The following is a 25,174-nucleotide window of genomic DNA, read 5'->3' as shown; positions in this document are numbered from 1 at the left end:
GTCAATTTTGACCTTGCGCGTTCGAAATTCGAACATTTCGCTTGAAATTTGTCGGAGGAGCGCTATTATCCTGCTGCAGGCAAAAGGCCAATATTGCGGGAAAACCTGCAGAATACGGCGAGATCGGTCGAATGTAGCGTTCCCAAACCCGAACGCCGCAATGCCAAAAATGACAGCCGAAGTTAGAATTTCGACATCCAAATCCGACTGATACTGCAGTCCGATAACGAAGTTGCCGGCAGGATCGGCAAGAAAGGCAAATTGATATGGAACCGGAATCCAAACTGGAAATTGTGGTTGCCTACCCAGCTGCCCGGGATGACCTGAAACAGACCGGCGTAAGCCGGGAAGAAACACTGGCTCAGCTAAAGGCTCGCGTGCTGATCGCGTTCGAGCTTACGGAGGGGACCGGCCCGGACGGGACGGTTACCTCCTACGTCTTCTACCATGAGAAGACCAAGCTCGAGGATCTCAATCGGACCCTGGGGCAAATCGCCGGCCGAGAAGACATTCTTCGGCTGAAGCTGGCGCAGCAGGTCGTCTATGGCTAACGAGCCGCGCCGGAAATCTCTGGCGATCCTGAACTTCGAAGATGACTTGAAGGCCGCGTCCGAGGCGCGAGGCGCGGAACGGTGGAAATTCGACCGGCGCGGCGATCTCGAGCTCTGGGTGACCGTCGCGCCGGCCGGCCACGAGGCCGATCTTTACGTCGCCAGGCTATTCTGGCTGGACTACCCGGGCGAAAAACCACCTTCCGTGAAATTCGTCGATCCATCGACAGGGCGGCTCGACATCGCGAAGGCTTGGCCGATGGCAAACGGGTTTCGTCCCGGGAGCTTCGACATTTGCGCCAACTGGACTGCCGAGGGCTTCGTCACGCATCCCGAATGGGCCACGAGCGACAGTCGCTGGAACTGCACGGGCAATATCATTCTCAAAGTCATCCGCTTTCTTCAGCAAGAGCTCGACAACACCTACTCGGGACGCTGCAATGGCTAAATTCTTTGAAGAACCCCAGCTTTGGCGTATCGGGCGCCAGGTATTCGCGGAATCCATGTCCGAGATGGCTCGCGATGGCATCCATGGCAACGAAGGTGTGGCGATGTGGCTGGGACGCTATGAGGGCGACGTCGCTGTGGTGACGCATGTCGGCGTCTTGCGTGGTCCGCATGTGCGCAAAGAGCCGCGGCTGTTGATGATCGGTTCGGACGTCATCAATGACCTGACGGATCTCGCCATCGAAGACGGCGTTCGATTGATCGGGCAGATTCATTCCCATGGTCCGTATTTTGGCACCGACCTCTCCGAAACTGATCGCCGTTATGGCATCGCCGTGCCCGGCATGCTGTCGCTGGTCGCGCCGGACTACGCGCTGCGGCGCGTCACCACCCTTGCCGACTGCGGTATTCACCTTTTCCAGCCTGGCAGGGGCTGGCGCCGTCTATCGGCCGAAGAGGCGCAGCGGAGGCTATCGCTGTCCGATACGGGCCATGCTCGAATTCTTAACGCGGGTTCGCAGCGATGACCGACGCCATTGAGTTTAGCCGGCCAGCCGCGGTAGCGGTAGCTCTCGGAGGCGAGGATGCTCAGGATTTCACCAAGAAGCGGGCATTGTTGTGCGGCGAGGCCGCAACATTACAAACACTAAATGGCCAAGAGGCCTTTCGAGCTTCGTTTCTGTTGCTAGTTCGTGTCTGCGAAAACGTATCGGTTATGCTGCCGCCGGAGTGCACCGCGCTGCGCGCCGAAATCGATCGCCTGATCGAACAGTTTGTTCCGAAGCGGCGCCCGCGCATCCTGCCCGAAACCCATAGACTCGATGAGTTCGACGCAATTCTGTCGGTCGGAGCAAAAGGGCGAAGGGATTTGCCCTGGACGGTCGTAAATTCCGGCGGCTGGCTGGCTCGAGTTTCGTCGCTCGGCGGCGACTTACCAGACGCGGGTCGACGAGCTAACGCTATCGCAGCGGTAGGAGCCGCATGTCTCGGCGTGGCGGAAGTGTTCAAGCGCCTCATCAAACTTCGACCGGAACGAGGCGCACTGCTTGATGTAACCAGCTTCTCGCTGTGGACATACGAGCTGGCAGATAACGACACAGGACCGGATCTCGAGCCTTTCACGATCGACGCCATGCTGATCGGATGCGGCGCGATCGGCAGCGGAACTGCCTATCTGTTGTCGCGCTTGCCGGTGTCGGGAAGAGCGATTGCCGTCGACCCCCAGGACTTTCGCCGCGAAAACTTCGGCACATCGATTATTTTGGGCGAGGGCGGATATGAGCGTGCCAAAGCCGAGATGGTTGCGAACCTTTTGAAACCAAAGCTGGACGCCACCCACCGAGTAGTCGATGTAAAGGGGCTCGAAGACGAATATGACGGCAGTCTCCCCGACATCGTGTTGGCCGGTCTCGACGAGGTAGATCCTCGGCATCAGGTGCAGAACCTATGGCCTGGTCTTGTCATCGACGGAGCGGTTGGCGGCGATCTCACATGCCAAGTCAGTTGCCATCCGTTGCAAGCGGAAACTGCGTGCCTGCTTTGCGTGTTTCACAAGCCCGTCAGAAATCTTTCGGAATTGAATGCAAGAGCGACGGGCCTCCCCGTAAGGGTAGCCAACGATCCCGACGCGATCGTTACCGACGAGATGATAGCTGCGGCAGCAGTAGAGAAAAGGCCATGGCTCCAAGAGCGCCGCGGCAAGCGAATTTGTTCCATTACGTCAGAAGCTGTCTTGAACTTTCTCTCGGCTGAATCGCAAAAGGAAGGAGTTGCTCCGGCCGTTCCATTCGTCTCTTGTCTAAGTGCTTGCATGACCGTCACGGAGCTCTTCCGCTATGTAACCACCGGCAGCACGCTACCGGCGCCAAGATTTCAGCTCAATCTTCTATGGGGGCCTCACCGCGGGGTCCATTTTGAAGAGGAGCGTCGGAAGGACTGCTTCTGTGTCGCGCGAGCCGCCAACATAGATCACGTCCGGTCGAGCCGTGGTCACGGGAACTAACCCCTTCCCGTGAGGAGCTTTTCAGCGGCCCGTGTGCCTACGTTTCCCGGGTAACCCGCGGCGTGTGCCCCCCATGATCCCTTCGCGGGAACAGTTTTCGTCTTCCGTTCAAAGCGAGCGGACGTTTGAAGATTTTGGATGGCGACGTATGCGCGTTCTTCAGCCACGTTCGGGGTAGATGCGAACGCGTCGGCGGCCGCCCGTTTCGTCCAATTCGCCTCTGTAAGGCACGCCGTGGATATTGAAATACGTCGGGTTCTCGGCGTCCGGCATCAGGTGCTGGCCCTCCAGTGCGCGGACGAGGTAAGGCGGAAGCAAGCGTTCGCGGTGCTCCCATCCTCCGCGGATGGGATACCCAAGATCCACTACGCCTTGGCGTGATGCCCCAGCGTCACTTATCTGCGGCGGGTGATGGAGTTGCTGCGATGGGCCGGCCGCTTCACAATGGCATCGACCGGACAGACGGCGGACACCTCAATATCATGGCTCCCCATATTGCCGATGATCCCTTCGCTCATCTCGCCGTCACAGCTTCCTGCCTGAAGGCATCAACCGCAGCCCGGGTCAGCCGAAATACGCCACGGCCGCCGGCCAGCGGACGATAGGCATGGCCGGCACGCGCATTGAGGACATCAAACCACTGGTGCGGTGTGAGCCTCGCCGGCCGCCCGCTGATCTGGACCACGGTCCCGTTCGGAGCGAAGCGGACGTGGATGATGACCTGCTGCGAATCCATTCAGTTTCCTTTTTTGAGTTTCAGACCTGCGCCGAGGCCGAGGAGCTTGACCGTCACGTGCTCGGCTCCGAGCACTATGGCTTTTGGCGTCAAGCCGCGACGTGGCGCGGTCGTCTACCCTGGTGTCGAGCGTCCGATTTTCTCCGCTGGCGACTTACGACAGTCGTTTGCGAGCTTCCGGGACGAATAGCTGGCAGCAGCTGCATAGGGTCTGTCCCCGCATTCGTAACAGTGCTCTCCTGGCCACAGCACCGCCGCAAGCGATGTGCCGCATGGTGACCGCAATCGTCTCGCGCAACGGCAAACCGTCACTATGGCCATTCAATCTTCCCTTGGGTGTATGGGACGATGAGTGTTCAATAGATCGCAGCGCCAGCGCCGACGTTGATCGACGCATTCTTTATCGTCTCCACGATAAACTCGATCTGGTTGCTCGTGAGATGGGCGTGAAACGGCAGCGCCACGGCGCGATCGGCGATCTTCTCGGTGACCAGGAAATCGCCACGCCGATAGCCGAGATCAAAATAATGGCGCTGCAAATGCAATGGATGGCAATAAGCGGCGGCTTCGATCTGCTCGACGCGCAGATCATCGACAATGGCGTCGCGGCTGGATCGCGTGAAGCGCGTCCCGAGATGGACGAGATAGAGCAACCAGCTCACCTCGGTCACATCGGGGCCGATATAGGGCGGCTTGATGCCCTCAAATGATTGCATGTGCGCAGTGTACAGCTGCTCGACCAGCCGGCGCCGCTGCAGGATGTCATCGAGGCGCTTTAATTGCGCAAGTCCCAACGCTGCTGTGAGATCGCTCATGCCGGCTTGGTAAGGTGCCACGCTGCCGACGACAACAGAGGAGCGCTCATCCAGCCGGTGCGCGCGATGCCGACGCAAGCCGAGGGCCACCTCGATATCGTCACACACCACCATTCCGCCTTCGCCACAGCTCAACGCCAGCGGCTGGGCAAAGTCGAACACCGCGATATCGCCAAAGCGGCCGACGAGTTCGCCCTTGTATCTCGATCCGATCGCCTCGGTGGAGTCCTCCAAAAGCGGCAGCTGATGGCGCTGCGCGATCGCGCGTAGTTCCGACCATGGCGCCGGATGGCCGTTAGGATTGCCGGCAATAATCGCCCCTGTGCTGGCGGTGATACGCTCTTCCACCTTCGCCGGAGCCAAGGCGCCCGACCAATAGTCGACGTCGGCAAATACCACCCGTGCACCCGCAAGACGGATGGCATGGACCGTCTCACGCATCGAATAGGGCGAGGCGATCACCTCCTGTCCGGGCCCGATGCCCAGAGCTTTCAAGGCAAGCAGAAGCCCGAGCGTGCCGCTCGGGACGGCAACGGCATATTTGCGGCCAAGATGGGCGGCGAAAGCCTGCTCGAATGCCTCGGTAACCGGCCCATTGGAAATTCGCGGCGAACACAGCAGCGCTTCCACGGCAGAGAGTTCCGCGAACGTAATATCGGGGTCGGAGAGCGAAATGAAGGATTGATCCGCCTCCCCCGCACCCGTGGCCTCGTCATGATCCCTTGCTAGTCCAAGGCCCGTCACCGCCCGGCATTCCTTTTGGCCAGCACGATGCCGATCGCCCGCGCCGGGTCGGCCGTAATCTGCATGCAGTGGTCGGATCCATCGACCAGATGCAGGTCAAAACGCGCAAAGCGCCGGAACGGCTGCTCCGTGACGTCAGACGCATCACAGCGTACGCAGGCGAGCTGCGGAAAGCGGCGCCGTAGTTCGACAACCGGGCCCGTATCGGCATCAGCTGCCGCAATTAGCCGTTCGATTTCGATCAGGTCGTCGGGGCCGAGCGCCATTATGGCTCCTGTTTGACTGGTCCAGAACGGGCATCATTGCCAGAACAGCCGCTCGGGATCCGCGTTCAATTCGTCGAGTGCTGAGGCCAGCCGGTGGTAAATGCTGTAGAATTCCCAGATTCCTCGCGCATGATTCTTGAAGAACGTCTTCCAGGCCCCACTCGCGACATCATAATGGATCAGCGCGACGTCAATCAGACCACCGTTCCTATCGATATTGCCCGAGCAGCAGGGACTCTCGATGAGATAGCCCCCTCTTACCGGCGTCACATGCGGCGAGACAAAGCGATAGCGCTTGCGCGAGTCCAAAGCGCGCTCGATCCGCTTGCGATCGACCTCGTTCGGGTGAGGGATCAGCCCGACTACCTTTCTCATCACCGCGGCATTCATCGCCAACGCCTCCCTTCAAAGCGCTTTGATTTCGTCCTCAAAACAGCCGATGATCAGGTGCTCACCGAAATCCACGAGATAGATCGGCACGTTCGCTTCCGTATGCATGCGGACTCGCATGATCTCGCCCACCCGTCCGGCGCCGATCAAGACCCCATCGGGCGGCGCATCGGGAAAAGATTCGTCATTAATGACGTCGACCGCGGTTTTGACGCGCTGGCCTGATCGATATTTCGGAACGCCCGGCTCAATCATGACAAGGCCTCTTCCTCCGGCAATGGCGGATCATCGAGCTCTTCACCCGGACCAAGCGCATCGAGTTCCTTTCGCTTCATGCCAACGCGGTAGCCGCTTTCAAGGAATGCGACGCCGTAGATATAGAATTGCTGCAGGAACGTGCCGATGGAGACGACGTGACCAACCTCGCCTTTTTTGACCAGAACCTCGCCGATCTCCTTGCCGGGATAGGTACCGTCATTGCGGATCGAGCGGTTGGCGCGCACCTTTTCACCAAAGCTGAAGCAAGGAAGCCCGCTTAGCTCGACCACGTCACTATCGCGGACGATGTTGTTCATGCACCGATCCCTTGCGGACTTTAAGAACGAGCTGCCACGCGCGCGCAAGCCAAGCAAATTGCCCGCTGTGCCCGCTTCATCGGCAGCTTTCCTCTCCTAATGGGCGGTCCGTGCGATGGCCGGACCGGCCGCCTGGCTCGGCGAAAGACGGGTCGATGACGGGGATCAGCGTCGGCCAAATCCATGGGGACACCGCCGCGCAGCAAGCAGCGTTCGGCATTGAGAAGCAACATTCGGCCATTGCGCTCGGCGACTTGCTCGCCGGGCCGCGGGTGCTGGTACCACGCCGATATCGGCGAACAATCGCAAGCGAGCGCCTTTTATGACGGCGAACGAAATTCGGAATCTGGGTGCCAGCAAGGCGCAGCAGAAAACTTGTAAGCTTTTCAGCGCCCGATCGAAGCGTGACGTTCATGGGCCTCTCCGATTTAGGCCGACGCCTGGCGGCGCGGCCATGAGGTGTCGACGACGCAGGTGTCGTCGACCGGACAAACCGCAACGCATTGCGGCTCGTCGAAATAGCCGACGCATTCGGTACATTTCTTCGGATCGATCGTGAAAGTTCCGCCCTTCTCGTAGATTGCAACATTTGGGCATAGGGGCTCGCAGGCTGAGCAGCCGGTACATTGCGAAGCGATGATCTTGAACGGCATTCGCTATCTCCTCACGCCGCCGAGGTCAGTGCTTTCTGACGGATTGCCGCATCATCGCGCTTGACGTGCAGGATCTCACCCGTTCGCAGCTTGTCGAGATAGCAGCGGAACCAGGCGATCGCCGACTTCTCGATGAGCTCATGCGCGTATTGATCGACCGGCTCGATGCCGGCCTTGATCAGATTGCTTTTCGGGCAATCGCCGATCTTGGCTACGAACACAGCATGGCAGTCCTTGATGGCGCCGATGATGTTTGAAAGCCTATCCTCCTCGCCGTGTCCGCCCTGGCAGTAGACATCGGCTCTGCGGTGGCCGACGAATTTGGCGCCGGATGTCGAGAGTTCGTAAACTTGGAACTCCTTGGCATGGCCAAAGTGCTCATTGATCAGGCCCGAACCCTTGGTTGCGACAGCGACCAGAAGCGTGATCTCGCTCTTCCGGCCAGCGAGTTCCGCAAGCTCCTCCTCCCTGGCCGCGACCTTGGCCGCGCGCTCATCCTCGACCTTGGCTTGATGGGCCCGGCGCATTTCAGCGTCATATTTGACGTCCATGGCCATGATCCCCTCGGTGGTGAACTCCGCGCTGCGATCCTCGCCGAGCAGGCCGACCGCGTCGGCGCGACACTGCCGGCAATGCCGCATCACGTTCGTTTCACCTTCGCAAGCATCTTGCAGCGCCTTCAATTCCTGCGCCGTTGGGCCCCGCTGACCGTTGAGACCGAATACAGTGCCATGCTCGGATGCGGAAATCAGCGGCATGATGTTGTGCAGGAAGGCACCCCGTGACTTCACCGCTTTGTTGACCTCGACCAGGTGCTGGTCGTTGATGTCAGGAATCATCACCGAATTGACCTTGCACAGGATGCCCCGTTCCGTGAGCATCTGAAGACCTTGCAACTGGCGATCAGTGAGTATCTTCGCAGCTTCGATGCCGGTGTAGCGCTTGTGGTTGAAGAAGATCCATGGATAGATCTTGGCGCCGATTTCGGGGTCGATCGTGTTGATGGTGATGGTGACGTGGTCGACCTTGGCGCGAGCGATGCTATCGACGTAGTCTGGAAGTGCCAGTCCGTTGGTCGATAGACAGAGCTTGATGTCGGGCGCCGCCTTGGCGACGAGCTCGAACGTCTTGAAGGTCTTTTCCGGATTGGCCAAGGGATCGCCGGGGCCGGCGATTCCGAGCACGGTCAGCTGCGGAATGCTGGTAGCGACCGCAAGCACTTTCCTCACCGCCTGTTCAGGAGTGAGCTTCTCGCTCACCACGCCCGGACGCGATTCATTGGCACAGTCGTATTTGCGGTTGCAGTAATTGCACTGGACGTTGCAGGCCGGTGCCACCGCGACATGCATGCGGGCGTAGTGATGATGCGCCTCTTCGCTGTAGCAGGGATGGTTCTTCACCTTTTCCCAGATTGTCTTCGGCAGATCGCCCTGGCCGGCCTGTGATCCGCAGTTCGTCCTGGTGCCGCCGGGCGAGGTGCGGCAACCCTTATGCTCGGCGATCTCGCCGATATACTCCGCAACTCCGGTACGTCTTCCGCGCCCCGCGACCGCGTTCATATTCAGTTCTCCCTGCACGGCGAATAGGCTTCTCAGGAACAGTCCTGAGCGAGCCACAAGGAGAGCAGTTAGCAACCCGTGTGCCATCGCGGCCGGCGCTGCTATTTCTGATCCGTGTCAATGACTTAAAAGATGCGATCGGCGTTGTTGCAGATATAGCAATGACGCTGCCGCATGTCGGAACTCCGACACACATCACGCCTGCGATCGCGCTTTTGCTAAGGTGCCATCTCTTGGCATCATTGTCTCCAAGCGGCGTATTCCGCACGAGGACGAGGACGCGATCGTGGCGCGACCGAGACGTACAACAGCCGAAAAGCTTCGATGTGGTTGCCGACGTGGCCCACGAACCGGCCGTGCCCGCGGCGTCAAAGCCCGATCCACGCCTCGTCAATCTGGTCCGGCTGCTGGCGCGACAGGCCGCACGTGACTTTGTTCAAGCCGAAACGGACAACCGAACGCGAGACCGCCTCCCGGAGTAAGGAGGTCGCCTCATGAGGGTCGCGCCCTACGCCTGCTACTTGCCGGATAACCAGCGAGACGCCTCGGTTGAGGATCAGTTGCGGGTCTGCTGCCTTGACGCCGAAAAGCAGGGTTAGAGTCATCGACAGCTATACCGATCGCGATCTCTGGCGCGTCGTTGCTGCGCCCCGGCATTCAAGAGCTGATCGGCGACGCGATCCGCCGCAAGTTCCTTATTGTGCTGGCCGAAGCGATGGATCGCCTCTCACCCGATCAGGAAGACATCGCCGGACTATTCAACCGCATGGCTGTCGGTGGGGTGCGTATCGTCACGCTGTCCGAAGGCGACGTGCCGCATCTGCACGTCAGTCTCAAGGGGCACGATGAGCGCCCTTTTCCTGAAAGACCTGGCCGACAAGACGCGCCGTGGGCTGCTCGGCCGCGTCGAGGACGGTAAGTCCGGCGGTGGATTGTGCTTTGGCGACGATGTGGTCAAACAGTTTGCATGCGCTGCCAGAAACTTTGCTGACGCAGCTGGGACCCTGGTGCAGGGTCGACCTGGACGACAACCCGCTGCCCGAGCGGGTGCTGACGAACCTAGCAACGGCAATCAATGCGCCGGGCTACGTCGGTCCTCGAGTCTTCTTTTCGATCGGCGGAGAGGCGGGGCCAAGTCAGCCGCCACCGTTGCACGCAGTCGTGGCGGATTGGGTTGGCGGTGAGCCGGAGGTGATGACGACCTGGCAGGGGTTCGCCGAACAAGAAGGAGCTCAGGAATATGCCATCTTTCTCGACCGGCTCCGACGCACCGTGAACTATGGCAGCGCCGCGTTTCGGCAAGCGGTGGCTGAGGATCTGCAGCAGGTGGCAACAAGGCCACGATTGCGCGAGCTGTACTTCCAACAGGCTTTGGGGGCGAGCGCGAGCTGCGAGGATCGCATCACTTTGGCCTGGAACCATATGCAGAGCGCGCGCCTGACCGCCGATGTCGAGGACGGGGCGTATGATGATCGGCTCGACGAACTCCTCGAGCAGGCTCGTGTCCTGTTCCGCTTGGGCGTACTCGACCGGATCGCCCGCGAGAAGGTCAGCTCGCTTCGGTTTGTTGATGAGATCGAGGTCTATCTTGCCTATCAGGTCAAACTGCGCGAGCGGCTGAAATTGCAGCTCCTCGCCCCGAACATGGACTTCTTCGAAGTATCCCATGTCACCGACGACGACCTCGCCGTGGCCGAGACGCGGGTGCGACATGAGGAGGCAACGCAGTTCGACGACTATCTGGCAACCCGCTGGCAACCCTGGGAGACGGTGCTGGGCCGCATCGAGCCCGAGGCCCACTCAGCGATGCAGGAACGGCTTCTCAAGGCGATGGAGGAAGAACTCCCCAACCGCGTGCAGCAACGGCTCATAGCCGATGGCCTAACCGGCGACGAGGCTGAGATACAGCTCGGAGCCCTGATCCGCGACCAGATCGCCCGAGAGATCAAGGGCGCGCTGACGCGCCAGGTGCGCAGGGACCGCGGCCTCTAAAGATAGGTGAGATCGGCGATCCACTTCTGGTAGAGACGCTCGGCCCCGAACCTTCGGTCCAACAGGTTCGCTGGCACGGTCTCGATGTGTCGATCGCCACTATGCTTAGGCAAGCGTCAAGCGCCCGTGGCGTAGCCTCTGCGGCAACCGATCGATCTCGTCGCCACTGTTCGCGATCAAAACGCTCGGTCGGGGTCGGCGATAATCGTGTCGGCCGAACCAACGATCGCCGCCGGAACTGAATTGCCTGTCATTGGATCGGTCAGCAACATGGCACGGCCGTCTTGCAACCGCCCCCCTCGCTCGCTGCAAAGGGCGGCTGACCGCCGAGGGCTGATACTGTCATTTGCGTCCCCCGTCGCCGTCCCCAATCGGGTTGACGATCTCAATGCCGAAGAAGTCTTTTTCGTTGTCCGTCACGACGACGCAGTCGTTGGCTTCCGCAACAGCGGCGATAATCGTGTCGAGTGCGCTTCTAGGTCGCCCCTTGGTTCTCCCATCGGCCATGAGCCGCGCCCATATCAAGCCAGCCTTCTCGTCGAATGAGAGAACTCGGCCTGCGAACAAAGCCTGCGGGCCCTCGGGTCCGGCGAACCAAGTGTCAAGCGCCTCACGCTTTCGACTTTTTGGCTTTTGGAGAATGCCGCGACGGATTTCGGCAACCGTAAGCACGGAGATGAAGAGATCCTCATCCTTCTGCTCACCCATCCAGGCGAGCAGCGATCTCGACGGTTCCGGCTTGATAACGTTGCTGATAATGTTGGTATCGAGGAGGTAGCGCGTCACAGGTCAACCTTACGCCCCTCTTCGCGCGGCCGGCTCAGGTCGAGATTGGCGCCGACCAGCGGCGAGCGACGCAGCGCCGCGAGAATACCGCCCGCTCTTGGCGGCTCACCCGCCACCGCCTGCTGTATGGTTCGGCGAAGCTGCCCGGCTTCCGGACCCTCCTCCGTCAATTTCCGGGCAAGGGTTCGGAGAAGATCACGGTCAGCGTCGAGCGCCTGGATCTCGAACCGCGCGATGCCGCGCTTCGTCAGGCGCGACCGATAGTTCTCGATGGCTCTCTTCTGCGCGCTATTGCTCATCGATTGCCTCAATGCTATATCTGGATATATAGCCGCGCTTACTGGGAAGCGCAAGGCTCTGAGAGGCGCACTTATCTCGACAGACCAAAATGACCGTCGCGGGGATATTAGAATGCTAGGAGCTTCGACCGTGATGAAATGGGCTTGCTGCGGCAGGCGATCACAAAGGTATTTTCGGTGCGCCTGAATTCGTCTCGTTGCGAGCGACTACGTCCATGCTCACTGCCTTCCGCTCCGCCCCTCCCAGGCCATTGATATACATGTTTGGTGGCAGCGAGAGATACCGGTTCCGGCCCCATTCATTCGCCGGCTGAGGGCGCGCAGCATCCCGCTCAACCAGGGCTGCACCTATCGCCCCTCTCTCCCGACAGCTCGGCCGGCGTCCTCGGCTTGAACTTGGCAGCGCCGGCTAACTGGCGAGCAATAGCTCCACCGCGCGCGGGAGCTCAATTGCGAGCGGCATCAAGCCTTGCGCGGCGAGAAAGCAGAGTTCGTTGCGCGAAAGCGCTTGCGGATCGACAATCACGTAATGGACATCGGACGAGCGCTTGGTGATCTGCCGCGCATAGGCACGTAACAGCTGGTCATTGAAGCGACAGCCGATGAACAGAAAGCTCCGCCCGGTCCGCCTTTCCTTGATGATGTCGGGAATCGGCGTTTGGATGTCGATCTCCGTCAGCACCTCGACATAATCGGCGTCGGAGATCAGGAAGTTTTTGGCCGGCTCTACGCTACCATGCGGCTTGTACAGCACCGTCGCCCAATTGCCGGCCACGGCACTGTCGACCTCTTGGCCCGCCGAATCATAGAAGCGGTAAAAGTGGTCCGTGTAGAGGCCGGCGCGGCTGACGCCCTGCACCTCGCCCCATCCGTCACGCTCGCCGAGCGCCGCACGCATGGCGCCGTCGTACCAAGCGTCGACGATCATCGGCGGCGATAGAGACGCAAGATGATAATGCAGCGCCGTCGGCTCGACCGGTACAGCAAAGGCCTGAGCCATTAACCTCGTCAGGGTGAGACGATGTTTGTTACTCTCGATATATTGCGCCGATGCCCACACATTGCCCTTGGCCCGGCGCGGCAGTGCAATCTTGGTGGCAAAGAAAGCGGCCAATGCCTCAGGCGTCGTCGGCACATCCGGCCGGGACAATTCGGCAAGGCCAGGTCCAAGGTAGGGAATAACGCTGCCCGCACTCAGCCTGGCCGCCAGTTCAGTGAGAATCGCCTCCGTATCGGCTGCACCGGCAAAATCGATGCGGGGAGGCGCCTTCATCGGTCGTTACCATCCTCGCCGCGCTTCCTGGCGTTGATCGTGATCGGCAAAGGCGTGTCGCTTGCCATCTCGGGCAGGTCGAGTACCCAGCCATTGGCGATCCTGATCCAACCGCCCCAAAGCGTCTCATGCTCGGACTCCACGATCGGCTCTTCGAGATCTTTCTTCGGCACGTAAATCGACAAACCCGCGTCCGGAGAGCGGCGGATCATGATCTTCATGACGTCAACTCCCTGGACTGCAACGCATCGCTGGGTGGATTTGAATACTCCCGCGACATGGCGCGCAGCTGAGCCATGATGTCGGACAGTACGTGCGCGACCTCGGCGACCTCTTCGACCGTGGTCTCGCGCGACAGGGAAAAGCGCACCGCGCCGCGCAGGCTCATTGCCGGCACGTCCATGGCGCGCAGAACATGCGATGGCTCCAATGAGCCGGAGCTGCAGGCCGATGCGACCGAAGCGGCAATGCCGGCACGATTGAGATGATGCACAATGGCTTCGCCCTCGAGATGCTCGAAGGCGATGTTGGTCGTGTTCGGTAGCCGGTTGCCGACATCGCCGAGCACCGAGCAACCGCCATTGTGCAGGATGGCCTGCTCCAGGCGATCGCGTAAGCCACCAATGCGAGCGCGCTCCGGCTCGAGCCGCTCCGCCGCAAGCTCTGCAGCTTTGCCAAGACCGACGATGCCGGGGATGTTCTCGGTTCCCGCGCGGCGCCCTCGCTCCTGCGATCCGCCCCAGATCAGTGGTCTGAATTTTGTGTCTTTGCGCAAATAGAGCGCGCCGACGCCTTTGGGACCGTGCAATTTGTGGGCAGACAGCGACAGCATGTCGAAAGCACTGTCACTCAGGTCGATGGCCACCTTCCCTATGGCCTGCACCGCATCGGTGTGAAACAGGGCGCCCGCCGCGCGCGTCAACCCGGCCAGGAACTCGACCGGGAAAATCGTGCCGGTCTCGTTGTTGGCCCACATGACCGACGCAATCGCCGTGCGTGGACCAAGTGCGCTGCGAAACGCCTCGATGTCGAGCCGCCCGCGCGAGTCCACGCCGATCACATGGGTCTTGACGCCCTTTGTCGCCAATTGCTCGACCAGGGCAAGGACGGCGGAATGCTCGACGGAGGTGGTGACGATCTCGTCGCGCCCGTCCTGGGTCGCAAGCGCAGAGAGGATGGCGGTGTTATTTGCCTCGGTCCCGCCGGAGGTGAAAACGATCTCGTGATCGTAGGCACTGCCTAACAATCCCTGCAAGCTGCGGCGTGCCTGCTTCACGGCCTTCGCGACCTCGCTGCCGAAGGCGTGAGCAGAGGAGGCATTGCCGAATTGCTCGGCGAGGTACGGCAACATGGCTTGCACGACAGCGGGATCCGCTCGTGTGGTGGCATTGTTGTCGAGATAGATCGGCATCCAGGCCTCGCTCAGTTCCGCGCCTTGGCCGCAGCTGCGACGGGGATCAGGCCGACGAATTTGCCGAGCTTTTCGATCAGCCGCGCCTGAATGCTTTCGAGCGTCGCGAAAGAAAGCTTGCAGAGCACGGATGTGCCAGTCGGCTTGACCATGCTCCTGCTGCGGCCAATCTCGACCAAACGGCCGTCGCTGCCATCGCATCGCAGATTGGGCCGGGTCTCCTCAATCACGGCGCGAATAAGTTGCTCCTGATCCGTCTCGGTAAGCAGCGGGTGCTTCAGTGGCTCGGGGACAAGCATGCTTTGGTCCCTTGTCATCAGCTGAACGATTTGCCGCAGGAGCAGATCGAGCCGGCATTCGGATTATCGAAGGTGAATCCCGAGCCCTCCAGCTTCACCACGAAGTCGATGGTCGTGCCGGCGAGGTGATCACGACTCATATCGTCGACGAAGACCCTGATGCCGTCCCGCTCGATCACGGTCTCGTTGGGTTTCGCCTGCTCAGCCAGGTCCATTGCGTATTTGAACCCGGCGCATCCACCGGCCTCAACCATGATCCGCAGCCCGCGCGTTGGCTGCGCCGACGTTGCGAGCACGCTCTTGACCGCATTCAACGCGCTGTCTGTCAGATTGATCATCACTCACCCTCCACTTAACTGAGCTGGCGCTTGCGAAGTGGCAATTCGCGTGCCAGCCCGCCGCCCCTGACAATACTGGCCTTTTCGGACCGCGCCGTTTGCTTTGCAACGCGTGTCGGCTTCCTGACAAGAGTATGGACGGCGCGGCGGCGAGCCGGCTGGTTCCTTATGGATTGCGCTGCTCCAGCATGAGGCGCGTCACGGCAGCGAATTTGCATCGCGCCTCGTGCCGGCGGCCCGGCCCGGTGATCACGTTCGACGAGGACGATTCGCATGACGCATATGCCCGAAGAACACGAACGCTCACCGGGGGTTTTGATGGACCCGGTCTGTGTAAACGCTGAATCCATTCAGCTTGTTTTTCACAATGACGACGACACGCCTGTCGGTTTCGTCGTTCGCCTGCTGCGCGAGGTATTCGGAAAGCAGCAGCGAGATGCCAGTGCACTTGCCGAGTTCGTCTGGCAGCAGGGCAAGGCCGTCTGCGGCCCCTATCCACCCTCAGTTGCGAAAGCGCTGATAGAGGAAGCACAGAATCGCATTCGCGCCGCAGGATTTCCCTTGCTGATCACGAGCGAAGCCGCTGGCAAGGCGGACACAGCCGACCTGTCCGATGTGCAATTCGAATACGCCTGTGATGCGCTGGACTGGCACTTTTTCGATTTCCTGCCCGGAGAACTCGCCACCACGGTGCGGCACCTGCCGGCCTACATGCGCGCCGATGTTCAGGTCGCTATCGACAGGCTTTTTGCCGACCCAATCCGCTTCTTTGGCGCGTATGAAAGGCATTGGGATGAGGCGCTTTCACTCGCTCGAATGAAACGCCGTGGATCTGATGCGATTTCACTGGTGCCGCCGCAATTTGACGAGATCGATACCGGCGAGTTGGCGCCAGTCAAATGCTTGCGTAACGGCTTGTGGCTTTGCCAAGCGAGCGAATTCCCATACGCCGTCGTGCTCTCCCATGATCGCGAATTTGGCCGCGAGGCCCTGATCCGCATCGAAATAATCGTTCCTGCGCGCGAGACCGGCGACAGCTTCGTACAATGCTGCTTTGATGAACTGGAACGGACCATCCACTCCGCGTGCTCCTATCGTGGCAAGATCATCTCGCTCGACGGGGGCGCGGATTGCCCTGGCCGCATCAGAGGTGTGACGGTACATCGGCTGCCGAAGGTCAAGCGTGAGGACGTCATCTTGCCCGAACGGGCACTCAAGCTGCTCGATCGCAGCGTGCTGGACTTCGTCGATGCGCGCGATGCACTCCGCCGGCTCCGCCAGTCGACCCGCAAGGGCATTCTGCTCTATGGCCCGCCCGGCACCGGCAAGACCCACACGGTCCACTATCTCGCCACTAACCTGCCGGGATACACCACGCTGATCATCACCGCCGAACAGCTCGAGCTGCTGAGCGCCTATATGGCACTGGCGCGCCTGCTGCAACCGACAATGGTGGTGATCGACGACGTCGATCGGACCGCGAGCAGCCGCAGCATTTTGGCAGCATGCGAGGTGTCCTTGCTGAGCAAGCTGCTGAATGAAATGGACGGCTTGAAGGAGGATGCCGATATCCTCTTCGTGCTCACCACCAACCGCCCCGACCAACTCGAGGTCACCCTCGCCGATTGCCCCGGCCGCATCGACCAGGCGATCGAAATGCCGCTGCCGGATGCAGCCAGCCGCGGCAAGCTGATCCGGCTTTACAGCGGAGGCCTGCCGCTTGAGGGGGAGATCATTACTGAGGCCGTACGCAGCACCGAAGGCGCCAGTGTCACTTTCATCAAGGAGCTGATGCGGCGCATCACGCAATCAAGCATTGCGCGTGACGGCGGACATTCAGTGATCACAGCCGATATCCACGAAGCGCTCGATGATATGTTGTTCGCCGGCGGGCGGCTCAACGCGAAGCTGCTCGGCGGCTCCCAAGCGATGGCTGCGGGGGCTCGAAGCGGGGCGACTGGCGCAATCGAATCGTCTCGAAAGTCAAGGAAAGCGCGGCATTAAGCCTGACGCCTATTGGCACGCCCGCAAACCCGCAAGAGCAGGACACCGAGCGCGGCTGCCAGGATTAGATGAGGCTCATCCTCCGAAGGACGCCGGCGGACCAAACCGTAAAGCACTGCAACGAAAACGACCAGTTTCACGACCGAGATCCGATAGCCGTAGCCCACGCGGTCCGACAATGCTTACATTTTCGAAGCACTGACGCTGCAACGCGCGTCGCGTTTCTGACGCGCTTGTTCGGCGATCGCGGCCCACTTCCCGCATTTTCTCCAGGAATACCCCGATGAACCGTCGCGCTTGCAACGGCAAGACCTTTGCATTGCCTGTCACGCCGGCAAAAAAGTGTCCGGCGATCAGCTCAGATTGAGGACGATCTTCATGACTGCAATCGAGAACACCGCGCTCGGCCGGCTGGAGAAGGAGGGGCGCCTGCTCAACGCCGTACTCAAAGGCGGGACCACCAAGCCGGGCCGGTTTGGCTTCCGCGGCGATATCGCGCTGAAGTTCCAGGCCCAGCTCGCGGACGAGAAGCGGCCGCCGGACTATTCGATCGAGCAGGTTCTGACGGTCGCGCAGGAAGGGGAAAGCACTATTCAGATGCTGGCCGGCTATCTGCACTCTTTCGCTTATCTTGCTGACGTCGCAGACGTGCTTGACGGGGCGCTCAGCCCGGAGGGGCGCTACTTCATATTCTGCAACAACATTGACCTGTTGGCGAAATACCGCATCAAGCTGGGTAATGTCACCTTCCACGTGCTGCCATGCGATGAATCCACAGTCTGGAAGGAGATGATGGATCTGGTCGGGGTCAACAAGGATGACATCAAGAAGCTCGACGCGGGCGGCAAGCTCGACTACCTGCTCGATGCGGCAAGGGATCTCGATGCATCCTATGATGAGATCTCTTACCAAGACGGACTGGAGCGAATGGCACCTGTGAAGAACCGCAACGAGAACCGGCCGGTCTGAGCGCGCCGCTTCAGCTCTCGCCGGCACGATCCTCCTCGACAAGTCGCACGCCAATGACGCATATGTCGCCGTCCAGAACTGTCAGCGCGACCGGCGTGAGCTCTCCGCCCTTACAAGGGCCGTCGATGCAGCGGCCAGTGCCGAGCTCGAAGGTTGAGCCGTGCTTGCCGCACATCAGCCGGATTCCATATGGATCGAAGAACTCGTTGCGCTCCCAGTCCAGATTGACGTCGTTGTGTGGGCATTTGTTGAGATAGCCAAGCACCTTCTTGCCCCAACGCACCACAATGATGGACCACGGCCTGTGCTTACCGTCCTCGCCGACAATCATGAGATGGAAGCCCATCGCCCGGCGGCTTGAAATGTCGTTGAAGCCGCAAATCGCATAGACGGTATTGGGCTGCACCGCTTGCTTGGTCATAACCACACACCTTTGATTGATCATCCTGCGATCAGGCCTGCAGCAATCGCAGAGCCGCGGATCGTCCACTTTTTTACCAATCCGCGGCGCCCGAAGTGGCGTCCGCACCCGATTGGACCAGAGACATGATCAACAAACCACGCGAGCATTCGCGCTGTCTCGCTCCACCGCAGATGCAGCTCCGCGGCTGCCATGGAAATTGATCGTCGCGTTTCGGTTTTCCGGCTAGTTGCTGGGCTGGCCAAATTCGCACTTCGGCGGCAAATGAGGTTCTTCAGTATTTGCGCGAACCATCAAGCTCGTGGCCTTCAGATCGCAGCACTCCACGACATGCCCGGTATCGAAAGGCGCTGCGATTTTCGCCAAGCTGCACCATTGCGACGTTCATCTTGCCCACGATTATCCTACTTCCGGGAGAGGCGGACATAGGCCGCCTCAAGCCGCTTCCGCTGCGGCGGAAACGTGGGTCTGGCAATTGGTCGGGCAAACCCTGGCGCAGGCGCCGCAGCCGATGCAGGCGCCCTGGTCATTCATGACCATAATCTTCTTCTCGACCTCATCATCGTCGTCGAGGTCGACAAGTTCGCCCTCCTCGTTGATGCCCTTCAATGTCATGACATCACGACCGCAGACCTTAAAGCAGCGGCCACAGCCGATGCACTTCTTGGCATCGATCGCGCTCAAATAGTCGGGCGTCCAGTCGCGGCCATCGCGCGTTGCAAATGACATGATGGGGATCCCCTCTACGCCTTTTCCAGCGCCTTCAGGTCCTGGCTCCTGCGCTCGAGTTCGGCGTAGGCATCATGCGCCCTCTCGGCCACCGCCATGATCGAGGTCCAGTTGACAGGCAATTCTTCTGAAAGATCGTGCAGATCCATTTTGGCCTGCAGCGCTCTGGACGACAGTTTCTTCAATTCAGCTATCAGTATCTCGCGATCGCTCATGCGCGGCCCTCAATAGTTCGCCACATCGGGAAATTTCCTGATCATCTTGATTCCGTCCCGGACATACTTGTTACCTTCACTCGCAAGCTTTGCGAGATTGTCGAATCCGAAGCGATGCACATCCCGCAGCTGCTTGTTCACCGCGACCAGCCGCCCCCCGATCAGCACCATGCGACCAAAGCCCTCATGGTGCATCTTCAGCATCGGCTGGATCATCACGTCGGTCGCCTTCTCGATCGAAAGCGCGACGGCATTGAAAAACAGCTCCAGCCGCCAGACCGTATCGGGATCTGGATCGCCGACAATCGGCAGTGCCCGTCGCTTCTCCTTGTCCAGGATATAAGGCTCGAGCAGGTCGAGATCGCTCTTGCCGGTCCAGGCCCCACCCATGTCCTCAGCCCGCCAAATCTTGACCAGCTCTTTGACGAATGGTGCATCGAACCCGCCAGCGGGTTGCATTACGTCTGCAGCCTCGGTCATGTGATCCTCATTCGTCGAAATCGAATGTACGCTTCTTGTCCTTGGCCAAGGCTTTGCGCAGCCATGGCGGCGGCGTTCCCTTCAGCACGCGCTCGAGCTTTTCCAGCAGTACCTGGATACTTTCGGGCTTATTGACCTTGATGGGATGGATCTTTCTGGCCACCACCCGCGCAGCGCCGGAGCCGCCGATGGCACCGACATAGAGGATAGCGCAATCCTTGATCGCCTCGATCTTGGGCCCCAGCTTGTCCTCGTCGCCGTCTTCCTTCAGTTCGCCGTCGAACTGGACCGCTTTCAGAAACACGTGCCCGCCTGGCCCGACATCGTAGACGGCGATATTCTTCGCCCAGCCAAAATGCGCATCGACGCGCCTGAGATCTTGGGTAGCGAACGCAACTTTCATGCAATCGACCTCTCTGTTGAGTCGATGGAGCTTCGGCGGCCGCCCCTTAACGGCAGCGTCGAGTTCCGCCAGCTATCGGGCGTCGGCGCATGATTTTCCTCGCGGTCGGCGATCACCAGGTTGGCGATATCGAAGATCAGATCGCGCGTGCCCCGATAGCCGACGGATAGCTGGTGTCCTGACCCGAGCCGATCAAACATCGGAAAGCCCGCCCGATAGAACGGAATCTTAAGGCGTGTCGCGGCTTGCCGACCATGCGAATGCGTGATCAGCAGATCGCAATCCCTGGTCCTGGCAAGCTCTTCCAGATCCTCCAGATCGCCGATCTGCACCTCCTTGGTCTTGATCTGCTCCAGCACCGCCGACTGCGTGGTCGTCACGGCCGCCGTCACCTGCGCGCCCATCTCGTGCAGCATGCTGGACAGGTCAAACAACAGGTCAGGCTCGGCACCGATCGCAAGTTTGCGGCCGCCGATCTGGAAATGCGCGTCCAGCATCGCATCGACGAGCTGCCCGCGTTGCCGCCGATATCTTGACGGCACAGGGCGGGCGCTGATCTCGCTCAAAAAGGCGATGAAGTCATCATTGGGGATCAGGCCGCACAGTCGTTCAAACAGGCGAAATGGCACCCCGGTCTTGGCCTGCATGGCCTCTGCCGCCCGCCGCATCTGCGCACCGATCGCAATCGTCCAGCCGGCACGGCCCATGCGCGCGACGTCATCGATCCCAATACCGCCGATGGTCGTCGGCGTGAACTGATCGGGGATATGCCCATCCAACGAACCCGCCAGATCGGGCAGGAAGGATGGCTGCAGGCCGAAATCCTCAAAGATAATCCTTAGTTCGTCGAGATCACCCGGCGTGAGGTGACATCCTGGAAGGACATTCACCTGCGCAGGATTGCGCTCGGTCCCGGTCGCGGGCGCCTCGACCAGCACCTCGACCATGCGCGCGACCGTCTTCGCCCAGCCGTCCTGGAATGCGTCCTTGAAATCGGGCGTCGAGACATAGACCAGAGGAAGCTTGGCGAGCTGCGGATGCTTCTCGCGGATCAGCTTGATGTAGGCGTCCACATCGTCGCCGTTGGTTTCCGTCACCCCGGTCGAACAGATCCCAATGATCTCGGGCTTGGCGCGATTGTGGATATTGAGGATCGCCTGCTCGACATTTTCATAGCCGCCGAGCACGGTCGTCACCTCGCTCATCGCTGTGGTCTGCAGCGGCACCGGCTCCCGGAAATGCCGCACAAACAGTGTGAGCCCAAAGGACGTGCATCCTTGCGGGCCATGCAGAAGCGGCATCGCTCCGCGAAGCCCCATAAAGGCGAAAGCACCGCCGATCGGCTGACTCATCTTGAGTGGGTTGACCGCACAGGCCTTCTTTGATGCAGTGACAAGGACCATGACGCCACCCTATTCCGCGGCCTGCAGCGTGGCCGGCCACCAGGAGATCGGCCTGCCCGCCAGGATGTCCTCGATCCGGCGTCTGCAGCAGCCACCGACCGCGGGGGTATGCTGTGTGACCGCTTCAACGCTGGTCAGGCTATGCGAGCGAATCGCATCTTCGATCGTGCCGAGGTCGACCGTGTTACAGAAGCAAATCCTCCTCGCGCGCGGGGTCTTCTGCGTCAGTGTCCGATCGGCGACGATCTCAATCGGCCGCACGTCGAGCTGCGCCATAGCCCTGGTCTGCCAATTGTCGGCACGACCGTCCCACGGCGCCGGTCGACGCAATTGCTCCCACATCGGGTTGAACAGCGCTTTGTCGATCTCCTCGACCAGCCTGACGATGCCGACATAGCCCATATAGGCGTGGCAGCGCTCCTGGTTGATATCGAGCCAGGGCATCGCCGCTTTCAGCGCGACGAACTGCGACTTGCCGCCCGAGAGCATGATGTCCGCTTTCGCGTCCTTCAGCATCTTGTACATTTCGCGCGGCGTCATGTCCTCGATCATATGGGCGTCCTGCCCCATCAAGTGCTTGATTCGCTCCTTGTCCTCTTTTGTGGATTTTTTTACGCTGGTTCCGACCAGTTCGAGCCCGGCTTCCTGCAGCGCGGCAACGACCGACCAGGACTTGACGCCACCGGTCATCAGCAAGACCTTCTTGCCTTTGAAGCCCGGCCTGTACGGCTCGATTGCGGCCCTGGCCCGCGCTTCCTCACGCGCAATCACCGCCTCGGTGCGCCCGATCAGATCTTCCGGCGCGCCGCGCTCGACCAGGAGCCGCGCAATCTCGCGCAGTGCGTCGCTGGAGTCCTGGATGCCATAGAACGAGCCTTCGAAGAACGGGATGCCGTAACGCTCCTCCATCTTGCGCGCGACATTGATCATCGCCCTCGAACATACCATCATGGCAGCGCGTGCCCGGTGCGAGGAGGCGACTTCGTGATATCTGCCATCACCGGCGATGCAGGACAGGATACGGATGCCGAGTTCGTCAAACAGCGGCTTGACCTGCCAAAGCTCGCCGGACAGATTGTATTCCCCGATCAGATTGATGTCGTAGGGCGTGGTGCAGTCCGGCTCTTGCGTTCCGATAACATGCTCGAGCAAGGCCTCGCCGGCCAGCTTGTTGCCGAGGTTCTTGGAACCGACGAAGCCCGGCGAATTGACGGGGATAACCGGCTTGCCGAATGTTTGCGAAGCGGCCTTGCAGACTGCGTTGATGTCGTCGCCGATCATGGCGGGAATGCAGGTCTGATAAACGAAGATGGCCGGCGGGTCGCATTTGTCGATGATCTGCTTGATCGCCTTGTAGAGCCGCTTCTCGCCTCCAAATACAATATCGGTCTCGGCCAGATCGGTCGTGAATCCAGTGCGCCACAAGGTCGCCCCCGATGATGCCGAGCCGCGATTGTCCCACGAATTGCCTTCGCACGCGATCGGGCCATGCACCAGGTGGGCAACGTCGGTAAACGGTTGCAGCGCGATCTTGGCGCCGTCGAAGGCGCAGCCGCCGGCGGCGCTGCCGGGCTGCAGCTGCCTGGTGCAGCCCTTGTTCCGCTCGGCCTGCGACTTGTTGGCATTCTTGGCGCAGCCCGGCTCGTTGAAGACATCTAGCACCGTGGCTGGTAGCGAACTCATCCGTCTTTTCCTCTCACGCTATCTGCAAGACTTGATGTGTAAGGCTTGCCCATCCTGCGCTTCTGCCACCGCCGATATTGTCCGGCGATGGCACGCGCGTTGCTCATCATCAACGAATGATGTCGAAGCTAAAGTCGGTCTTGCCTAGAACGTTCGTCTTCTTGTCGATCTCGTCGAAGATCTTGTCGAGGATCTTCACCAGCACGTTCATGCCGCCCTGATAGCCCCACACCGGCGAGCGGTGATGATGATGGCGATCAAAGATCGGAAAGCCGATGCGGATCAATGGAGTGCCGGTGTCGCGTTCCAGATACTTGCCATAGGTGTTTCCGATCAAAAAATCGACCGGCTCGGTGAACAACAGCGAGCGCATGTGCCAGAGATCTCGACCCGGATAGGCGTGGCAGCTGTGCCCGTAAGGCGAGCTCGCAAATAGCGCCCGCATTTTCTCGTCCCAGGCCTTGTTGCCGTTGGTGGACAGCACGTGGGTTGGTTCGGCGCCGAGTTCGAGCAGGAAAGTAGCCAACCCATGGCAGAGGTCCGGATCGCCATAGATCGCAAACTTCTTGCCATGGATGTGCGCGCTGGAATCAGCCATCGCGTCGACCAGGCGACCGCGCTCTCGAGCGAGTTGCTCCGGGATCTCCCTGCCGCTGATGCGCGACAACGCCATCAAGAATTCATCCGTTGCGGATACGCCCACCGGATAGTTGAAAGCCAGGACCTCCTGGCCATGATCGGCGATGAACGGCAGCGTCTTTTCCGTGCACCACTGCTGCATGGAGATCGTGGCCTTGGCATGAAGGGCGTTGGCGGCGTCCTCCAGCGTGGTGCCGCCGTCATACATCCGGAACTCGCCGTCTGTCGGCGTATCGAAAACTTCTGAATTGTCGGCGAGGATGGTGTATTCGATACCCATCAGTTCGAAAATGCGCTTGATCTCGCGAAGGTTGCCGACAGTATAGCCGTCGAAGCCACCGATGAGGTTGATCTTGCGGTTCGGCTTGCGCTCTAGCTTGTCTGCTGTTCCGGCCTTGCCGTCCCAAAAATGCTCCAGGATCCCCTTGAGTGCATTGTCATAGCCGGTGACATGACTGCCGACGAACGCCGGGGTGTGTGCGAACGGGACGTCGAAATCAGCTGGCACCGAGCCTTTTTCCTTCGACGTCTTGATGAAGGCGTTGAGGTCGTCACCGATCACCTCCGCCATGCAGGTGGTGGAGACCGCAATCATCTTGGGCTTGTACATATTATAGCTGTTGGCGAGCCCATCGATCATGTTGTTCAGGCCGCCGAATACCGCGGCGTCCTCCGTCATCGACGAGGAGACGCAGGAGCTCGGCTCCTTGAAGTGCCGCGACAGATGGCTGCGGTAATAGGCCACGCAGCCCTGGGAGCCATGGACGAAAGGCAGCGTGCCCTGGAAACCGACGGAGGCGAACACCGCACCGAGCGGCTGGCAGGCCTTGGCCGGATTTATCGTCAGAGCCTCCCGCGCGAAGTTCTTTTCGCGATATTCTGATGTCTTCGTCCACTCCTTGACGCGTTCGACGTCGGCAGGATCGCGAGGGTTCTCAAACATCTTCTTGTTGTCCAGCATCTGCTGGTATTCCGGCCCGCGAAACAGGTCGAAGTGATCGAGCACATGGTCTGCACTCTGCGCCATGGTAAAAGCCTTTCAGGTATCGTGATTAACGTCGTCCCGTCTCTTGGCAGAGAGCAGGGTTGTTT

At 60.1% G+C, this 25,174-nt stretch carries 31 protein-coding genes; 8 read left to right on the top strand and 23 right to left on the bottom strand.

Translation table 11 applies throughout. The features are described 5' to 3' along the window. Positions 1-266 precede the first annotated feature (266 nt). Genes FBZ93_RS33705 through FBZ93_RS33690 form a run of 4 tightly spaced genes read left to right on the top strand, consistent with a single transcriptional unit; the run spans position 267 to position 3,000 of the window. Positions 267-551, top strand: coding sequence for a hypothetical protein (locus FBZ93_RS33705; RefSeq protein ID WP_146991722.1), 285 nt, complete (start codon positions 267-269; stop codon positions 549-551). Then, positions 544-999 carry a hypothetical protein gene (locus FBZ93_RS33700; RefSeq protein ID WP_146991721.1) on the top strand — a complete coding sequence of 152 codons (456 nt, stop codon included), beginning with the start codon at positions 544-546 and terminating at the stop codon, positions 997-999. Before FBZ93_RS33705 ends, FBZ93_RS33700 begins: the two co-directional genes overlap by 8 nt. Continuing rightward, the gene (locus FBZ93_RS33695; RefSeq protein WP_146991720.1) at positions 992-1,525 is read left to right on the top strand and encodes a hypothetical protein; all 534 of its coding nucleotides are present in this window, start codon (positions 992-994) and stop codon (positions 1,523-1,525) included. The genes FBZ93_RS33700 and FBZ93_RS33695 overlap by 8 nt, the downstream gene beginning before the upstream one ends. Beyond that, positions 1,522-3,000 (top strand): ThiF family adenylyltransferase, encoded by a 1,479-nt coding sequence (locus FBZ93_RS33690; protein WP_146991719.1) that lies wholly within the window; start codon positions 1,522-1,524, stop codon positions 2,998-3,000. The genes FBZ93_RS33695 and FBZ93_RS33690 overlap by 4 nt, the downstream gene beginning before the upstream one ends. A gap of 514 nt (positions 3,001-3,514) precedes the next feature. Here the strand turns inward: FBZ93_RS33690 and FBZ93_RS33685 are convergent. The 8 genes from FBZ93_RS33685 to nifB form a co-directional block, all read right to left on the bottom strand. After that, entirely contained in the window at positions 3,515-3,736 is a 222-nt protein-coding gene (locus FBZ93_RS33685) for a hypothetical protein (RefSeq protein WP_146991718.1), read from the bottom strand. A gap of 356 nt (positions 3,737-4,092) precedes the next feature. Next, complete coding sequence (locus tag FBZ93_RS33680) at positions 4,093-5,226, bottom strand: DegT/DnrJ/EryC1/StrS family aminotransferase (RefSeq protein WP_246667764.1); 1,134 nt, start codon at positions 5,224-5,226, stop codon at positions 4,093-4,095. A gap of 65 nt (positions 5,227-5,291) precedes the next feature. Then, positions 5,292-5,561 carry a hypothetical protein gene (locus FBZ93_RS33675; RefSeq protein ID WP_146991716.1) on the bottom strand — a complete coding sequence of 90 codons (270 nt, stop codon included), beginning with the start codon at positions 5,559-5,561 and terminating at the stop codon, positions 5,292-5,294. 33 nt (positions 5,562-5,594) lie between these two features. Further along, positions 5,595-5,951, bottom strand: coding sequence for a DUF3024 domain-containing protein (locus FBZ93_RS33670; protein ID WP_146991715.1), 357 nt, complete (start codon positions 5,949-5,951; stop codon positions 5,595-5,597). 15 nt (positions 5,952-5,966) lie between these two features. Next, on the bottom strand, positions 5,967-6,206 hold the full coding sequence (locus tag FBZ93_RS33665) for a nitrogen fixation protein NifZ (RefSeq protein ID WP_146991714.1): 240 nt from the start codon (positions 6,204-6,206) through the stop codon (positions 5,967-5,969). Further along, positions 6,203-6,526, bottom strand: a complete 324-nt coding sequence (locus FBZ93_RS33660; RefSeq protein ID WP_146991713.1) for a nitrogen fixation protein NifZ — start codon at positions 6,524-6,526, stop codon at positions 6,203-6,205. The genes FBZ93_RS33665 and FBZ93_RS33660 overlap by 4 nt, the downstream gene beginning before the upstream one ends. 428 nt (positions 6,527-6,954) lie before the next feature. Continuing rightward, complete coding sequence (locus FBZ93_RS33655; protein WP_146991712.1) at positions 6,955-7,179, bottom strand: 4Fe-4S binding protein; 225 nt, start codon at positions 7,177-7,179, stop codon at positions 6,955-6,957. An 11-nt stretch (positions 7,180-7,190) separates the two neighbouring features. Next, a complete protein-coding gene (gene nifB, locus FBZ93_RS33650; RefSeq protein ID WP_146991711.1) occupies positions 7,191-8,738 on the bottom strand; it encodes a nitrogenase cofactor biosynthesis protein NifB in 1,548 nt (515 codons plus the stop codon). Positions 8,739-9,378: 640 nt separating this feature from the next. Between nifB and FBZ93_RS41495 the strand changes: the two genes are divergently transcribed. Together FBZ93_RS41495 and FBZ93_RS33635 are read left to right on the top strand one after the other, a co-directional pair. Then, on the top strand, positions 9,379-9,657 hold the full coding sequence (locus tag FBZ93_RS41495; protein WP_246667758.1) for a recombinase family protein: 279 nt from the start codon (positions 9,379-9,381) through the stop codon (positions 9,655-9,657). A 29-nt stretch (positions 9,658-9,686) separates the two neighbouring features. Then, entirely contained in the window at positions 9,687-10,730 is a 1,044-nt protein-coding gene (locus tag FBZ93_RS33635; protein ID WP_246667763.1) for an NEL-type E3 ubiquitin ligase domain-containing protein, read from the top strand. Between the two features lie 342 nt (positions 10,731-11,072). Here the strand turns inward: FBZ93_RS33635 and FBZ93_RS33630 are convergent, their stop codons facing one another. The 7 genes from FBZ93_RS33630 to FBZ93_RS33600 form a co-directional block, all read right to left on the bottom strand. After that, the gene (locus FBZ93_RS33630; protein WP_146991708.1) at positions 11,073-11,516 is read right to left on the bottom strand and encodes a type II toxin-antitoxin system VapC family toxin; all 444 of its coding nucleotides are present in this window, start codon (positions 11,514-11,516) and stop codon (positions 11,073-11,075) included. Further along, positions 11,513-11,815, bottom strand: a complete 303-nt coding sequence (locus tag FBZ93_RS33625; RefSeq protein WP_146991707.1) for a hypothetical protein — start codon at positions 11,813-11,815, stop codon at positions 11,513-11,515. Before FBZ93_RS33625 ends, FBZ93_RS33630 begins: the two co-directional genes overlap by 4 nt. A gap of 409 nt (positions 11,816-12,224) precedes the next feature. Then, complete coding sequence (locus tag FBZ93_RS33620) at positions 12,225-13,088, bottom strand: SIR2 family NAD-dependent protein deacylase (RefSeq protein WP_146991706.1); 864 nt, start codon at positions 13,086-13,088, stop codon at positions 12,225-12,227. Next, positions 13,085-13,309 (bottom strand): putative nitrogen fixation protein NifT, encoded by a 225-nt coding sequence (nifT, locus tag FBZ93_RS33615; RefSeq protein ID WP_146991705.1) that lies wholly within the window; start codon positions 13,307-13,309, stop codon positions 13,085-13,087. Before nifT ends, FBZ93_RS33620 begins: the two co-directional genes overlap by 4 nt. Next, positions 13,306-14,514 (bottom strand): cysteine desulfurase NifS, encoded by a 1,209-nt coding sequence (gene nifS / locus FBZ93_RS33610; protein WP_146991779.1) that lies wholly within the window; start codon positions 14,512-14,514, stop codon positions 13,306-13,308. The genes nifT and nifS overlap by 4 nt, the downstream gene beginning before the upstream one ends. Beyond that, positions 14,511-14,798, bottom strand: coding sequence for a NifU family protein (locus FBZ93_RS33605; protein WP_146991704.1), 288 nt, complete (start codon positions 14,796-14,798; stop codon positions 14,511-14,513). The genes nifS and FBZ93_RS33605 overlap by 4 nt, the downstream gene beginning before the upstream one ends. Before the next feature lie 17 nt (positions 14,799-14,815). Beyond that, complete coding sequence (locus FBZ93_RS33600; protein WP_146991703.1) at positions 14,816-15,136, bottom strand: HesB/IscA family protein; 321 nt, start codon at positions 15,134-15,136, stop codon at positions 14,816-14,818. Positions 15,137-15,409: 273 nt separating this feature from the next. Between FBZ93_RS33600 and FBZ93_RS33595 the strand changes: the two genes are divergently transcribed. Both FBZ93_RS33595 and FBZ93_RS33590 read left to right on the top strand, forming a co-directional pair. Beyond that, positions 15,410-17,140: an ATP-dependent Clp protease adaptor ClpS gene (locus FBZ93_RS33595; protein ID WP_246667757.1), complete on the top strand. Its 1,731-nt coding sequence runs from the start codon at positions 15,410-15,412 to the stop codon at positions 17,138-17,140. A 378-nt stretch (positions 17,141-17,518) separates the two neighbouring features. Continuing rightward, a complete protein-coding gene (locus tag FBZ93_RS33590; RefSeq protein ID WP_146991702.1) occupies positions 17,519-18,109 on the top strand; it encodes a hypothetical protein in 591 nt (196 codons plus the stop codon). A gap of 10 nt (positions 18,110-18,119) precedes the next feature. Here the strand turns inward: FBZ93_RS33590 and FBZ93_RS33585 are convergent, their stop codons facing one another. The 8 genes from FBZ93_RS33585 to nifK all read right to left on the bottom strand — a co-directional run bounded on the left by FBZ93_RS33585 (position 18,120) and on the right by nifK (position 25,109). Beyond that, positions 18,120-18,530 (bottom strand): Rieske (2Fe-2S) protein, encoded by a 411-nt coding sequence (locus FBZ93_RS33585; protein WP_167529326.1) that lies wholly within the window; start codon positions 18,528-18,530, stop codon positions 18,120-18,122. A gap of 435 nt (positions 18,531-18,965) precedes the next feature. Beyond that, a complete protein-coding gene (gene fdxB, locus FBZ93_RS33580) occupies positions 18,966-19,259 on the bottom strand; it encodes a ferredoxin III, nif-specific (RefSeq protein ID WP_076861925.1) in 294 nt (97 codons plus the stop codon). Between the two features lie 14 nt (positions 19,260-19,273). Beyond that, complete coding sequence (locus FBZ93_RS33575; RefSeq protein ID WP_146991701.1) at positions 19,274-19,474, bottom strand: CCE_0567 family metalloprotein; 201 nt, start codon at positions 19,472-19,474, stop codon at positions 19,274-19,276. Between the two features lie 9 nt (positions 19,475-19,483). Beyond that, positions 19,484-19,954 (bottom strand): NifX-associated nitrogen fixation protein, encoded by a 471-nt coding sequence (locus FBZ93_RS33570; RefSeq protein WP_146991700.1) that lies wholly within the window; start codon positions 19,952-19,954, stop codon positions 19,484-19,486. Between the two features lie 7 nt (positions 19,955-19,961). Continuing rightward, positions 19,962-20,357 carry a nitrogen fixation protein NifX gene (gene nifX, locus FBZ93_RS33565; protein ID WP_146991699.1) on the bottom strand — a complete coding sequence of 132 codons (396 nt, stop codon included), beginning with the start codon at positions 20,355-20,357 and terminating at the stop codon, positions 19,962-19,964. Beyond that, the gene (gene nifN, locus FBZ93_RS33560) at positions 20,354-21,760 is read right to left on the bottom strand and encodes a nitrogenase iron-molybdenum cofactor biosynthesis protein NifN (protein ID WP_146991698.1); all 1,407 of its coding nucleotides are present in this window, start codon (positions 21,758-21,760) and stop codon (positions 20,354-20,356) included. The genes nifX and nifN overlap by 4 nt, the downstream gene beginning before the upstream one ends. Positions 21,761-21,769: 9 nt before the next feature. Then, the gene (gene nifE, locus FBZ93_RS33555; protein WP_146991697.1) at positions 21,770-23,443 is read right to left on the bottom strand and encodes a nitrogenase iron-molybdenum cofactor biosynthesis protein NifE; all 1,674 of its coding nucleotides are present in this window, start codon (positions 23,441-23,443) and stop codon (positions 21,770-21,772) included. Between the two features lie 109 nt (positions 23,444-23,552). Then, a complete protein-coding gene (gene nifK / locus FBZ93_RS33550; RefSeq protein ID WP_146991696.1) occupies positions 23,553-25,109 on the bottom strand; it encodes a nitrogenase molybdenum-iron protein subunit beta in 1,557 nt (518 codons plus the stop codon). Positions 25,110-25,174: the final 65 nt, after the last annotated feature.

This window comes from Bradyrhizobium macuxiense, from assembly GCF_007993935.1.
Lineage (GTDB): Bacteria > Pseudomonadota > Alphaproteobacteria > Rhizobiales > Xanthobacteraceae > Bradyrhizobium > Bradyrhizobium macuxiense_A.
The sequence above is the reverse complement of the archived record's forward strand: the minus strand, read 5'-3'. Positions and strand labels throughout refer to the sequence as shown.

Excerpts from the sequence above, each read along its gene's own strand:
- nifX (WP_146991699.1), bottom strand. The coding sequence starts at position 20,357 with ATGAAAGTTGCGTTCGCTACCCAAGATCTCAGGCGCGTCGATGCGCAT.
- FBZ93_RS33655 (WP_146991712.1), bottom strand. The coding sequence starts at position 7,179 with ATGCCGTTCAAGATCATCGCTTCGCAATGTACCGGCTGCTCAGCCTGC.
- FBZ93_RS33570 (WP_146991700.1), bottom strand. The coding sequence starts at position 19,954 with ATGACCGAGGCTGCAGACGTAATGCAACCCGCTGGCGGGTTCGATGCA.
- nifK (WP_146991696.1), bottom strand. The coding sequence starts at position 25,109 with ATGGCGCAGAGTGCAGACCATGTGCTCGATCACTTCGACCTGTTTCGC.
- nifE (WP_146991697.1), bottom strand. The coding sequence starts at position 23,443 with ATGAGTTCGCTACCAGCCACGGTGCTAGATGTCTTCAACGAGCCGGGC.
- FBZ93_RS33635 (WP_246667763.1), top strand. The coding sequence starts at position 9,687 with ATGTGGTCAAACAGTTTGCATGCGCTGCCAGAAACTTTGCTGACGCAG.
- FBZ93_RS33690 (WP_146991719.1), top strand. The coding sequence starts at position 1,522 with ATGACCGACGCCATTGAGTTTAGCCGGCCAGCCGCGGTAGCGGTAGCT.
- FBZ93_RS33700 (WP_146991721.1), top strand. The coding sequence starts at position 544 with ATGGCTAACGAGCCGCGCCGGAAATCTCTGGCGATCCTGAACTTCGAA.
- FBZ93_RS33590 (WP_146991702.1), top strand. The coding sequence starts at position 17,519 with ATGACTGCAATCGAGAACACCGCGCTCGGCCGGCTGGAGAAGGAGGGG.
- nifN (WP_146991698.1), bottom strand. The coding sequence starts at position 21,760 with ATGGTCCTTGTCACTGCATCAAAGAAGGCCTGTGCGGTCAACCCACTC.
- FBZ93_RS33600 (WP_146991703.1), bottom strand. The coding sequence starts at position 15,136 with ATGATCAATCTGACAGACAGCGCGTTGAATGCGGTCAAGAGCGTGCTC.
- FBZ93_RS33605 (WP_146991704.1), bottom strand. The coding sequence starts at position 14,798 with ATGCTTGTCCCCGAGCCACTGAAGCACCCGCTGCTTACCGAGACGGAT.
- nifB (WP_146991711.1), bottom strand. The coding sequence starts at position 8,738 with ATGAACGCGGTCGCGGGGCGCGGAAGACGTACCGGAGTTGCGGAGTAT.
- FBZ93_RS33585 (WP_167529326.1), bottom strand. The coding sequence starts at position 18,530 with ATGACCAAGCAAGCGGTGCAGCCCAATACCGTCTATGCGATTTGCGGC.
- FBZ93_RS33705 (WP_146991722.1), top strand. The coding sequence starts at position 267 with ATGGAACCGGAATCCAAACTGGAAATTGTGGTTGCCTACCCAGCTGCC.
- FBZ93_RS33695 (WP_146991720.1), top strand. The coding sequence starts at position 992 with ATGGCTAAATTCTTTGAAGAACCCCAGCTTTGGCGTATCGGGCGCCAG.
- FBZ93_RS33670 (WP_146991715.1), bottom strand. The coding sequence starts at position 5,951 with ATGAATGCCGCGGTGATGAGAAAGGTAGTCGGGCTGATCCCTCACCCG.
- FBZ93_RS33595 (WP_246667757.1), top strand. The coding sequence starts at position 15,410 with ATGACGCATATGCCCGAAGAACACGAACGCTCACCGGGGGTTTTGATG.
- FBZ93_RS33665 (WP_146991714.1), bottom strand. The coding sequence starts at position 6,206 with ATGATTGAGCCGGGCGTTCCGAAATATCGATCAGGCCAGCGCGTCAAA.
- FBZ93_RS33675 (WP_146991716.1), bottom strand. The coding sequence starts at position 5,561 with ATGGCGCTCGGCCCCGACGACCTGATCGAAATCGAACGGCTAATTGCG.
- FBZ93_RS33685 (WP_146991718.1), bottom strand. The coding sequence starts at position 3,736 with ATGGATTCGCAGCAGGTCATCATCCACGTCCGCTTCGCTCCGAACGGG.
- FBZ93_RS33575 (WP_146991701.1), bottom strand. The coding sequence starts at position 19,474 with ATGAGCGATCGCGAGATACTGATAGCTGAATTGAAGAAACTGTCGTCC.
- FBZ93_RS33620 (WP_146991706.1), bottom strand. The coding sequence starts at position 13,088 with ATGAAGGCGCCTCCCCGCATCGATTTTGCCGGTGCAGCCGATACGGAG.
- nifT (WP_146991705.1), bottom strand. The coding sequence starts at position 13,309 with ATGAAGATCATGATCCGCCGCTCTCCGGACGCGGGTTTGTCGATTTAC.
- FBZ93_RS33660 (WP_146991713.1), bottom strand. The coding sequence starts at position 6,526 with ATGAACAACATCGTCCGCGATAGTGACGTGGTCGAGCTAAGCGGGCTT.
- FBZ93_RS33625 (WP_146991707.1), bottom strand. The coding sequence starts at position 11,815 with ATGAGCAATAGCGCGCAGAAGAGAGCCATCGAGAACTATCGGTCGCGC.
- fdxB (WP_076861925.1), bottom strand. The coding sequence starts at position 19,259 with ATGTCATTTGCAACGCGCGATGGCCGCGACTGGACGCCCGACTATTTG.